Annotated in this window: 10 protein-coding genes and 1 pseudogene; 2 read left to right on the forward strand and 9 right to left on the reverse strand. The window is 69.6% G+C overall.

Annotated elements, in window-relative coordinates:
* Positions 1-5 precede the first annotated feature (5 nt).
* From KBZ08_RS12095 to corA, 7 genes are all read right to left on the reverse strand, one after another.
* Positions 6-1,211, reverse strand: a complete 1,206-nt coding sequence (locus KBZ08_RS12095; protein ID WP_254973225.1) for an aminotransferase class I/II-fold pyridoxal phosphate-dependent enzyme — start codon at positions 1,209-1,211, stop codon at positions 6-8.
* Position 1,212: 1 nt separating this feature from the next.
* The gene (locus KBZ08_RS12100; protein WP_254973227.1) at positions 1,213-2,313 is read right to left on the reverse strand and encodes a PAS domain-containing sensor histidine kinase; all 1,101 of its coding nucleotides are present in this window, start codon (positions 2,311-2,313) and stop codon (positions 1,213-1,215) included.
* Positions 2,314-3,006 (reverse strand): response regulator transcription factor, encoded by a 693-nt coding sequence (locus KBZ08_RS12105; protein WP_254973229.1) that lies wholly within the window; start codon positions 3,004-3,006, stop codon positions 2,314-2,316.
* Positions 3,007-3,050: 44 nt separating this feature from the next.
* Positions 3,051-3,683 carry a Crp/Fnr family transcriptional regulator gene (locus KBZ08_RS12110; RefSeq protein WP_106222811.1) on the reverse strand — a complete coding sequence of 211 codons (633 nt, stop codon included), beginning with the start codon at positions 3,681-3,683 and terminating at the stop codon, positions 3,051-3,053.
* 77 nt (positions 3,684-3,760) lie between these two features.
* Positions 3,761-4,720, reverse strand: coding sequence for a CHAD domain-containing protein (locus KBZ08_RS12115; RefSeq protein WP_106222810.1), 960 nt, complete (start codon positions 4,718-4,720; stop codon positions 3,761-3,763).
* Positions 4,721-4,737: 17 nt separating this feature from the next.
* Positions 4,738-5,784, reverse strand: coding sequence for a PstS family phosphate ABC transporter substrate-binding protein (locus KBZ08_RS12120; RefSeq protein ID WP_254973231.1), 1,047 nt, complete (start codon positions 5,782-5,784; stop codon positions 4,738-4,740).
* Between the two features lie 153 nt (positions 5,785-5,937).
* On the reverse strand, positions 5,938-7,038 hold the full coding sequence (gene corA / locus KBZ08_RS12125) for a magnesium/cobalt transporter CorA (protein WP_254973233.1): 1,101 nt from the start codon (positions 7,036-7,038) through the stop codon (positions 5,938-5,940).
* A gap of 228 nt (positions 7,039-7,266) precedes the next feature.
* Between corA and KBZ08_RS12130 the strand changes: the two genes are divergently transcribed.
* Complete coding sequence (locus KBZ08_RS12130) at positions 7,267-7,482, forward strand: hypothetical protein (protein ID WP_106222808.1); 216 nt, start codon at positions 7,267-7,269, stop codon at positions 7,480-7,482.
* A 27-nt stretch (positions 7,483-7,509) separates the two neighbouring features.
* Here KBZ08_RS12130 and KBZ08_RS12135 read toward each other — a convergent pair whose 3' ends face one another.
* Both KBZ08_RS12135 and KBZ08_RS12140 read right to left on the reverse strand, forming a co-directional pair.
* Positions 7,510-9,207: a pyruvate kinase gene (locus KBZ08_RS12135; RefSeq protein WP_254973235.1), complete on the reverse strand. Its 1,698-nt coding sequence runs from the start codon at positions 9,205-9,207 to the stop codon at positions 7,510-7,512.
* Complete coding sequence (locus tag KBZ08_RS12140; protein WP_315861260.1) at positions 9,204-11,171, reverse strand: NAD-binding protein; 1,968 nt, start codon at positions 11,169-11,171, stop codon at positions 9,204-9,206. Before KBZ08_RS12140 ends, KBZ08_RS12135 begins: the two co-directional genes overlap by 4 nt.
* Before the next feature lie 107 nt (positions 11,172-11,278).
* Between KBZ08_RS12140 and KBZ08_RS12145 the strand changes: the two are divergent.
* Positions 11,279-11,558: pseudogene (locus KBZ08_RS12145) on the forward strand (glycogen phosphorylase); the annotation flags it as partial.

An 11,558-nucleotide genomic window follows, 5' to 3' on the forward strand; every position in this document is an offset into this window, starting at 1 on the left:
GCGGATCAGTCGCCGGTGGCCTGAGGCGCCGCCAGCGCCTCGAACAGGCGCCCCAGGGCCTCCGCCAGGGCGGTGGCGTCGAGCATGCCGTAGCTGAGCCGCAGCAGGGACTGCCCGCCGACCTGGGGCAGTCCGAAGCTGTCGCCCGGCAGGGCGGCCACACCGTGCCCCAGCACCAGATGGCGCAGCAGCGACGCGCCCCCCAGGCTGCAGGGGAACCGCAGCAGCCCATAGAAGGCGCCGTCAAGAGGGCCCAGCAGCTCCACCGCCTGGCCGCCGGCGCGGGCGGTGGCCACCGCATCGAACAGCTGCCGGCGCCGCTCGCCGAGGGCGGCGATGTGGGGCCGGCACCAGGCCGGGCCGGCCTCCAGGGCCGCCAGGGCCGCCCGCTGGCTCACCAGGGGCGGACAGATCAGCACCGTGTCCTGGACCTTGGCCAGCGCCCCCATCAGCTGGCGCGGCACCGCCGCATAGCCCACCCGCCAGCCGGCCATGCCGTAAGCCTTCGACAGGGAGAACAGGGACACCGTGTGGGCCCCGCTGCCCGGCAGACGGCCAGGACTTCCATGGGGCACCGTCCCATGGAGGAAGTCGGCGTAGGCCTCGTCGCTCACATGCAGCAGCCCATGGTGGTGGCAGAGGCGGTTGATGGCCGCCAGCACCTCCGGCGGCGTCACCAGACCGCTGGGGTTGTTGGGGGAGATCGTCACGATGGCCCGGGTGCGGGGGGTGATCGCCGCCGCCAGCCGCCCGGGATCGGGCACCAGCCCCGCCGCCACCGGCACGGGCACGCCGCCGGCCAGGCGGATCGCCATGGCGTGATTGAAATAGAAGGGCAGCGGCAGCAGCACCTCGTCGCCCGGGTCGCAGAGCACCTGGGCGATGGCGTGGAAGGCCATGTTGCTGCCGGCGGTCACCAGCAGGTCGCTGCCCTCCAGATCCAGCCCCCTCGCCTCGGTCAGCTCCCGCCGGACCGCCGCCAGCAGGTCCTCCTCGCCCTGCATCGCGCCGTAGCGGTCAAGCCGCGGGTCGGCCTCCGCCAGCGCCAGGGCGACGGCCTGGCGCGCCGCCGCCGGGGGCGCCCAGCAGACCATGCCCTGGGCCAGGGAGAGGACATCCGGGCGCTGGCGCATCAGGGCCCCCACCTGGGCGATCACCGGATCGGCCACCGCCGCCATCCGCCCCGCGGCCTTGGGAGCTGTCCACCCCATCTCAGGCCATCACGGGCAGGAACAGCTCCATCACTGCCCCGCCCCTGGGATGGTTGGAGGCTTGGATGCGGCCGCCATGGGTGACGGCGATCTGCTGGACGATCGCCAGGCCCAGTCCGCTGCCCCCCCGATCGCTGCGCACCCTGGAGGGATCACCGCGGTAGAAGCGCTCGAACATGTGCTCGAGGTCGTCCTCGCTGAGCCCGGGACCCTCGTCGCGCACGGTCAGCAGGCACCAGCCCGCCGTCGCTTCGATCTCCACCCACACGGTGCCCTCCTCCGGGCTGTAGCGCAGGGCATTGTCCAGCAGGTTGAGCACGGCCCGGTGCAGCCGCGAGCCATCCCCCAGCACCGCCAGGTCCCCCTCGGCACTGAGCGCGAGGCGAATGGAGCGCCGTTCGGCCAGGGGCCGCAGGCCCAGCCAGACCTGCTGCACCAGCTGGGGCAGCTCGACCCGGCCACGGCGGCGCACCCCTTCGGGCAGGGTGTTCTCCAGCCGGGAGAGTTCCATCAGGTCGCCCACGAGCCGCTGCAGCCGCAGCAGCTCCCGCTGCAGCCGTTCCACCAGCACGGCATTGGCGTCGTTGACGTGGGCGGCGAGGCTGTCGCCCACCAGCAACAGGGCCGTGAGGGGCGTCTTGAGCTCGTGGGCCACATCGCTGACCCAACGCTCCTGCTGCTCCAGCTGGGCTTCGAGCGAACGACGACTCTGGAGCAGCAGCGCCACCCAGCCGCCCTCACCGGGGAGGGCAAAGACCGCCAGCTGCTGGTCGCCGAGCTCCCAGTCGAGCCGCTGGGGCCGCTCCCGTCGCCGGGTGTTGCGGACCACCTCCTCCAGTTCGCTGGAGCGGCAGACCCGCTCAAGGGGTTCCTGGCGCCGCAGCCCCGCTCCGGGGGCCTCCAGCAGCCGTTCGGCCCGCGGGTTGATCAGCTGGATGTGGTCGGTGCTGTCGAGGATCACCCAGCCATCGGGAGCGGCGTCGATCCAGCGCATCAGCTGCCGGAGGGACAGCCCGGCAACGGTGCGGCCGGGCCTGTCGCTGCGGCGTGCCAGCAGCCAGCCCAGGGCCAGCCCCAGCAGCCCCGCCAGCACGGTTCCCATTCAGCCGAAGCGGTAGCCGAAGCCCCGGACGGTGATCAGGTGTTCCGGAGCCGAGGGGTTGGCCTCCAGCTTCTCCCGCAGCCAGCGGATGTGGACGTCGACGGTCTTGCTGTCGCCGAAGTAGTCGTAGCCCCAGACCCGCTCCAGCAGCTTGTCGCGGCTCCAGACGCGGCGGGGATGCTGCATGAACAGCTCCAGCAGCCGGTATTCCTTCGGCGAGAGGTTGACCTCCAGGCCATCGCGGGTGACGCGGCACTCCTCGGGGTAGAGGCTGAGGTTGGCGTGCTGGAGCACCTTGGCGGCCACCTCCACCGAGCGGCTGCGCCGCATCAGGGCCCGGCAGCGGGCCACCAGTTCCCGCAGGCCGAAGGGCTTGATCAGATAGTCGTCGGCTCCCACCTCCAGGCCCAGCACCCGGTCGGTTTCGCTGTCCCGGGCACTGACCACCAGGATCGGGGTCTGGTTGCCGGCGGAGCGGAGCTGCCGGCAGAGATCGAGGCCCCCCAGGCCGGGCAGCATCAGATCGAGCACCACCAGGGAGAATTCCTCTCCGGGAGGGCACTCCTGCAGGGTGCGCAGGGCCTCCTTGCCGTTGCCGCAGGCGGTGACGGAAAACCCCTCCAGCACCAGCACGTCGCGGATGGTCTCGCGGATCGTGTCGTCGTCCTCGACGACCAGGAGGGGGGGATGCATGCCGGCATTATCGGTGTCGGCGGCGGGGAGATCCCAGAACTGTCTCAACGCCGTGGCAGATAGCTGACCACCAGACGCCGCTGGCTGTCGAGCTGCAGCCAGCCTTCGTCGCGGAGGGCGCCGATCACGCGGGTGACGGTGACCCGGGTGGTGGCCAGGGCACTGGCCACCTCCTGATGGGTGAGGCGCAGGTTGAGGCGCAGACCCGACTCGCAGGGCTGGCCGTACTCGCTGGCCAGGAGCTCGAGGAAGCCGCGCACCCGTTCATCGACGCGCTTCAGACCCATCAGGGCCAGCAGGGCCTGGCTCTGCTGGATGCGCTGGCCGAGGGCCTCCAGCATCGCCACGGCCAGGGTGCCGTCCTGGCGGATTTCGCTGCAGCTGAGGCAGAGCAGGTCGGTGTCGGCCAGGGTGGTGGCGGCGTAGGCCTCGACACCATTGAGCGGATCGCCGAAGGGCTCGTTGGGGCCGGCCAGACCGAGCAGCATCTCGTCACCGTGAATGGTGATGGCACTGAGCTTCACCATGCCGCGAACCACGAGCCAGACGTTGTTCTTCAGCAGGGGGACATGGCTCCCGGCGCTGACATGAACCAGACTGCGTTTCTGGTAGTTGGCTTCAAGAAGTTCGCGGAATCCATCCTTGCTGCCGGATTCACGGGAGGGCGTGAATACCATCGGGGAAAGCGCATCGGATGCATCGAACTGTATGCAGCGACACCCGAGGGACGAGCAAAGGCCTGGTAGTGCTTTGGTTAAGAGCTCGGTAAGGCGGGGGAGGTCAGCAGGCTGGGCTGGGGCTGGCCCTGGCAGCGCCGTTCGAGCAGCGCCATCGACAGGCTGCGGCGCCGCTCCGGCCGAACCAGCCCATCGGCCCGCTGCCGCCACTGCCCCCAGCAGGCCTGGGCCCGGCCCCGCAGCAGGGCCTCCAGCACGGGCACGCTGCGCGCCAGCCCCGACGGCAGCTGGTCATCGATCGCCTTCTCCAGGACGTGGAGATCGTTGAGTTCACCGAGGAGCTCCTGCAGGTCCCGCAGCTCGGCGATCCACTGCCGGCAACGGGAGCCGGTGACGGCACCGAGATTCTCCAGCCCGTAGCGCGCCGTCTTGAGTCGCTTGCGCAGGTCGTGGACGAGTTCCATGTCACCCTGCCGGTCGGCGATGAACCAGCCGGGGTGCTGAAACAGGCCGGCCACCATCGGAGCCTGCCACTCCTGGCTCCAGGAACGCAGGGGAAGCGCACCCAGCGGGGTGAGATCGGGCTCCCGGAGCCAGCCCTGGAGCTGGGAGAGCAGTTTCAGGTAGCCGCCGCTGTGCAGGGCCGTGACCAGCTGCTCGTAGGCCAGGGCCCGCTCGCGCCGCAGCTGCTTCAGCACCGGCCGCAGGGCCCTGCGCTCCCCATCGGGCAGCTCACCGATGAGGTCGTGCTCCAGCCGCTGGCGCAGCACATCCAGATCCCGCGCCATGCCGAGGCGGCGCACCATCTTGGCCAGCCGCGGATCGCCGACGGCTCGGGGCAGCCGCAGGGCGGGGGCGAACTGCTGCAGACAGGTGCGCAGACGACGCAGGGACACGCGCATCTGATGCAGGGGTTCGGGGTCCCGGTCGGCCAGAACGGGCCCCTGGAGTGACACCAGCTTCTGGGTGTGGCGCCCGATCAGGTCAACGGCGAAGGCTCCGTTGCTGGTGAAAGGCTCGTCGTACGGGCTGGCCATGGGAGGGGCCGGGGGCCTCAACGGGGTGATGTCGAGCGGATCTCCGCGAAGCTGCGGCGGATCGCCTGGCTGATGGTGAGTCCGATGGGCAGATCGCCGCCGAAGGAGGTGCCGAGCAGATGGCGATAGAGCTTGGATTCAACGATACGGTAGGTATCCTTCGGCAGGGGAATGGCGCCCGCCTGCTCCGTGAACCGCAGACCCCGCTGCACGGTGAACGTGATGAAACGACGCACTTCGGGCCTCTCGCGCAGGTCCTTGTCGTTCACATAGACGAAGAGCGGACGGGAGAGGGGCTGATAGCGCTCCCGCTGCACGTTGTTGACTGAAGGCAGCCAGGCGCCCCTCGGCCCGGCGATTTCCAGGGCCTTGAGTCTGCCGCCCTGGCTTCGGTAGTAGGAGAAACCGAAATAACCCAGGGCTTGGGGATTTTTCTCCACACAGCGCACCAGCACGTTATCGTCCTCGCTGGCGGTGTAATCGCTGCGGGAGTTACCCGAATCGCCATTGATGGCTTTGTTGAAGTAGTCGAAGGTTCCCGAATCCTTGCCGGGCCCACAGAGGCTGATCGGCCGATCCGGCCAGGCGGGATTGACCTGCTTCCAGCGCTGGATGCGGCCCTGGGCCTTGCGGTTCCAGAGGCTGGAGAGCTGGGCCGTGCTGATGCGGCTGGCCCAGGTGTTGCGGGGGTTGACCACCACCGAGATGGCATCGAAGGCGAGCGGCAGTTCGATGAAGCGGACCCCCCTGGCGGCGCAGGCCTTCAGCTCCTTGGAATTGATCGGGCGGGAGGAGTTGCTGATCGGGATCTCACCCCGGCAGAAGCTGCGCAGGCCGCCGGAACTGCCCGTCTCCTTCAGGGCGATGGAGACCGGCGGCCCACCCGGCCGCTCCTGGAAGGCTTTGGCCGCCGCCTCCATGATCGGGAAGACGGTGCTCGACCCCTCGATCCGCACCACCGGCGCCGGGGCCGTCTGGGCGTCGGCCCGCTTCGCCGTCAGGGCAGTCCCGAGCCAGGCCCCCAGCAGGAGGGCCACCCCGGCCCGGGCCCCGGTACGCAGCATCGGACCTGTCGCGGACAGCTTCGGGACCATGTCGTGACCAGCGAAGGGGAGGCGCTGGGCCGATCCTGCACCACGAAGACCGGGGGTTGGGTTAAGGGGAGATTGTGGCTGCGGCCGCGGCAGCCACCCTGCACGGGATTCCTTCCAGGGTCATCAGCCCTGCCCTGTCCAGTCCTGGAACCAGCCCCGCCGCCACAGCCACCAGGCCTGGAGCGTGGCGATGAGCAGCATCAGCAGCATGACGATGGCGTAACCATGGCGCCACTTCAGCTCGGGCATGTACTCGAAGTTCATGCCGTAGATGCCGACGATGAACGTGAGCGGCGCGAAGATGCTGGTGAGAATGGTGAGGGTCTTCATCACCTGGTTCATCCGGTTGCCCACGCTGGCGGCATAGGACTGGGTGATGGCATCGCACTGGCCGCGGAGAGACCCGCAGGCTTCGAACAGCTGATCCACCAGCTCGGCCATGTCCCGGAAGCCCTCCAGGGCCTCGGTGCCCAGCAGCCTCTGCCGCTGACGCAGCAGCAGCCGGATCTGGTGGCGCAGGGGCCAGATCATGGTGCGGATGATCCGCAGGTTGCTGCGGAATTCGTAGGAGCGGCGCAGGATCAACGGCCGGGGATTCCGCAGGGAGGATTCCTCCAGGGCATCCAGCCGCTGGGACATGGCCTCCAGCATCGGGAACAGATCATCCAGCAGGTCATCGATCAGGAAGTGCAGGATGTCGTCCAGGTCCCGGTCCGCCAGGGATCCCGACTGGGACAGCAGCCAGTCGGTGAGTTCGGGGAAGGGATCGCCGCCGCCACCTTCCTCCAGGGTGATCAGCAACCCGGGCAGCAGCACCAGGGCCACCTGCTCGCTGACGAGATGGGCCGGGTCCTTGGCGAAGCTGAGCCGGTGCAGCACCACCAGCACCAGGTCCTCCAGCCCGTTGACCTGGGGCCGCTGGGGCACCTCGAGCAGGGGGCCGCGCAGCACCGCCGGCACCTCGAGGCGATCCAGGAGCTCAAGGATGGAGCGGCGATCGTCCAGCCCCTGCACCCGCAGCCACAGGGGTGTGCCCTCCTTGCGCAGGGCGACCAGGCGGTCGACGTCGCCGGCGGTCGTTCGCACGGGCCCGGAGGCGAGGCAGGCCACCGCATCGGCGCGGGTGGGCCCGAGCCCGCCGTGGACATAGAGGTGGGTGGGCAGGCCCGCCGGGCGCTGGTCGAGTCGCTGGGAATCGAGCGCCCCCGGAGTGAGTCGCAGCACGGGCGTACCGGTTGTTGGCACGATTCAACCGCAACTGTCCGTCAGGGGGTATCGCCAACGGCACCGTCCATGGGACGGTCCAACGTGGCTGGTCGCAGGTCTTTACGGGGCCTTAATTGAAGCCCGCTAGGGTGATCTCCTGATGATGTCTGTGCGTTGACAAACCAGCCATCCACGGGACCGCTGAATTCCGAACGCGGCCGGTCCGACCGAGATGTCAAGTCTCCCATGGAGGCCCATGGCAGCTATCGGGGCAGCGACTGGAGTCCCGAGCGGTTGATGTTCCACCAGAACCTGGAGTCCTTCGCTGACCAGGTCGGCTTGATCGTCGGCCTGCAGGCCAACGGCAAGATGACCCAGGACGAGGCCTACGCGAAAATCAAGAAGATCTGGAAAGGGCTCAAATTCACCCGCAGTTCCCTCTTCGACGAATCCACCGACTGAATCCTGCCGTCTGCGCAGTGACGGCGATCACGGCAGCGGGTCGTCGGGTTCACAGTTGCTCCGGAACGACAGGCAGGTGAGCAGGGGGCTGGTGGGATGCCCGTGCTGGGCCAGTGTGTCGAGCACCTCGGTGGCCCAGATGCAGGGCACATTCGCCGCGGTGCAGATCCGCAGGATCTCCTCCTGAATCGGAGCCAGGGCCTCCCAGCCGCACTCGATCGCCAGGTCGCCCCGGGCGATCATCACGCCCACCGGGGCGCCGTGGGCCATGGCCGCCAGCAGCAGCCGGGGCAGGTTCAGGTAGGCCTGGCGGGTTTCGATCTTGAGCACCACCGCCAGATCGCCCCGGCCCATCCCCTCCAGGCAGTGGCGCAGGCTCCGGATGTCGGACTCCCGGTGCACGAAGGAAGAGCTGATCATGTCGGCGTGCTGTGCCGCGAACGCCAGGTCCTCGATGTCCTCGGCGGTGAGGGCCGGCGTGCGCAGGTCACTGTCAGGGAAGGCGATTCCCTTGTCGGAGCGAAGTCGGCTGCCCCTGGCCTGGGCCTTGGTGACCTCAATCACCACCTCCTGGGCGGACACCCCACGGATCACGGCACCGATGCGGCCATCGTCGAAGAGCACCCGCTCGCCGAGGCAAAGATCGCCGAAGACCTCCGGCAGGGTGCAGGGGAGCGTGCCGCCGCCCTGGTCCGGCTCCGGTGTCAGGCGGAGGACGTCGCCCGGACGCAGCAGCCGTTCGCCGCTCTCCGGCGCCAGCGGTCCCACGCGAAGCCGGGCTTTGCCGTGCCGCTGGCGGAACACCAGGCCGGACGTGAAGTGGCACGTCTTTTCGGCCTGCAGCAGCAGAACCCCATCGGGGCCGCGTCGCACCACCTGGAGGGTGCGCCAGCGGCCGGAGCCATCCCGCCCCTGCAGGCGACTCCCCTGCTTCAGCCGCTTCGCCTTCGACAGTCGCGCCGGCAGCCGCACGGCTTCCATGTCCTCCGGCCCGGGCAAGGCTCCAGGCGGCACCGCCAGGATCCGCACCGGTTGGGTGGGCCGCCCCATCCGGTCGCGGGGGGGACGGGCGCGGATCACTGCGGGCTGGAGGGCCAGCTGGCCGGTCCGCAGCTTCGGGCCCGCCAGGTCCATGGCGATCGCACAGGGGCGGCCCATGATCACCCGGGCCGCTCTGAGCGCGTCCACCATCCGGCCCCAGACCACGGGGTCGTCATCGGCGCCATTGATGCGGGCGATGGACATCCCCGCCGCCAGCAGATCAGCGACCAGGGCGGGACTCCCGGCCGCCTCCGCCGGCAGGGTGACCATGATTCCGGCGCCCCCCGCGGCGGCCAGGGCTCCGAACAACCGGTCGCCATGCTGCTCCAGCGCGGCGGGACCGCCCAGGCCCGCGGGGCTGCCCGGCTGTTGCTGCGTCACCGCCGCTGAGGGGCCCAGACCTTCGAGCGCCTCCAGAGCGGTGATCACCGCCTCCAGACTGGACATCAGGTGGGCATCACAATCGGTGAGGGCACACAGGCCCCGCTGGCGCAGCGCCTTCGGCAGCCCCGGATGGGCATGGCGGTGGAAGGCCATGACATGCAGCAGGTTGCGGGCACTGGCCCGGTAGTCGGGGTGAATGGCCTCCAGGCAGGCGGCCTCCTCCACCGCGATGCGCTCCAGGGTGGCCCTGAGGGCCCGCAGGGTGTCGAGCATCCAGAGGGCCGGGGTGGGGTCCTTCATGGCCGCAGGCCCTCGCTGGCTGCAGCTTCACCCACGGCAACGGCTTCCACCGTGCAGTGGAGGCCCTGGCGGCGCAACTCCACCGCCAGCTGTTCGGCCAGCTCGCGGTCGAGGGCCGGGGTGACGCGCTCCGCCCCATCGAGCAGGGGGGCCATCACCCCCTGTGCCCCCCCCAGATGCCTGGCCAGGGACTGGAGAGCCGCGAAGCGGCCCTCTTCCCTGGGGGAGCCTTGCAGGCGGAGGCGCCAGCCGGGCGGATCGGGACAGCCCAGCTCGATCCGCCGCAGCTGGGTCAGGGTGGCCAGCACCAACAGCTCATCGCCCGCCGCCAGCACCAGATCGAGGCCGGGAAGGACCAGGGGGGAAGGCCGGCCGCTGCGCAGGAGGTGGATGGTGGTGACCCCGTAGCCCTGCTCCACCCGGGAGAGGTTCAGGCCCCACAGCGCATCGCCCTGCTGAATGCGGTAGCGCACCAGCAGGTGGTTGGCGCCGTCGATCCGACAGATCTCTTCCACCCGTTCCCCGAACGCCGTGGCCACGACGGCGTCGGCCACCAGATCCATGCTGGAGATCACCGCAACGCCGCCCAGCAACTCGCCGAGTCGTTCGGCCGCCTCGACGGCGTGGGAAAGGATGGCGTAGCGAGCGCCGGGCCAGGTCTTCTGCAGCTGGAACGTCTCCTGGAGGTTGGCGAGCAGATCGATCGAGAGGAGGCCGACTCCCACCACCCGACAGGGCTGCAACGCGGCGAGCGCACTCTCCCAGCGCGGAACGATCGCCAGACCCGGCCGTTGCAGCGCCGGCACGGGCCTGGGATCGATGCGCAGCACGTGCAGGCCGTCCCTGACCAGGTTGTCGGCCACCCTCGCGGCGAGTTCCTCCCCTTCGGCCAACAGGATCCAGCGACTGCCACGCCGGAAACGGCCGGGCTGGCCCCATCCGAAGCGGTCCCGCAGCAACCGTTCCAGGATCACCGCCACCAGGGCAGAGGTGAGCAGGGTGCCCACCAGGGAATACAGCAGGGTGACGCCGATCAGCCAGGGGGCCGCGGCGGCGATGCCGTCATCTGGGTGGAGCATCACGTTCACCGGATCGACGTACTCCCCCTTCAGAAGGGACAGGGTGACGAACATCCCCTGGCGCCATCCACCGCCGGTGGAAAACAGGGCCAGACCGAGGGCCATGAGCACCACGAAGGCCAGCAACCCGCCCTGCTGCAGCCGGCTGCAATGCCGCCACAGCCGCAGCGGTGCCCCCAGGCCGCGGCGCAGGGCCATCCCCCTGCCGCTGGCCGTCGTGGCGGGAACGGCGTCCGACGGACGGTGGTGGTGTGACCCCATCGGAATCACCTGCAGGGATCTGGCCGGGTCGGCTGTGGCCTGACGGAGGCGACGCTGCTGACGTCGATCCAGGTCTTTTCCTTCCACCACCAGGTACGACTGACCATCGACGCGGAAGCAGGCCTCCTGGTCACCAGGCCGCAGGGCCTCGGTGACGGCCCCGGCCGTGAGCAGCAGGGGATCCACCACAGCCACCCCAGGTAGGCGCTCCTCGAGCAGGGCCCCGAGGCTGGCCAGCTGGCCGGAGGAGCGCACCACCAGGTCCGCCGAGGGATTGAGCAACCTCACCTGCAGGGCCGCTTCCACGTTCACCGTGCTCTCGGTGCTCAGGAGCAGCACGGCGCGGGCTGTCTCGACCCCGGCCTGGGAGAGCACATGGGGCAGGCGCATGTCCCCCAGCACGAGCGCGTCTCCGAAGCGATCCTCCAGGCGCTGATCGCGCCAGTCCGGCCGCTCGCGGTCCAGGCAGCGCAGCGGAACATCAAAGGGAAGCAGGCGCAGCAGGCAGGCCTGGCCGAGGGACCCGAGGCCACAGATCAGCGCCGAACCCTCCCTGGGGCAGGATGCCCCGGGAGTTGAGGACGGAGTGCTGGACTCCCCTGGATGGGCGTCAGACTCGGGAATGGAACCCTGGCAGGCCTGTCCATCCTCCCAAGCCGACGTTGATGCCGCTTCCCCCGGGACTTAACCATTCCTGGTGAGGGTGTACCCGTGCCCATGACCGTCCAGCCATGACCAGCACCCTCGCCCCCGGGATGAGCCTTCCCGAGCCGGGCACCTACGCCGATCCCCAGCGCAACGGCCTGACGGCGACGGACGTGTTCGAAGGCATGACCGAGCATCTCTTTTATTCCCTCGGTCGGCGGGTGCAGAGGGCTGACCGCCACGACCTCTACATGGCGCTCAGCTACGCCGTGCGTGACCGGCTGATGACCCGCTACCTGGCGGGCATCGAGGCCATCGGCGCCAACCCCAAGCGGATCGTCGCCTATCTCTCGGCCGAATTCCTGA

It is taken from the genome of Cyanobium sp. Candia 9D4, assembly GCF_024346155.1.
In the GTDB taxonomy this organism is placed as follows: Bacteria; Cyanobacteriota; Cyanobacteriia; order PCC-6307; family Cyanobiaceae; genus Cyanobium; species Cyanobium minutissimum.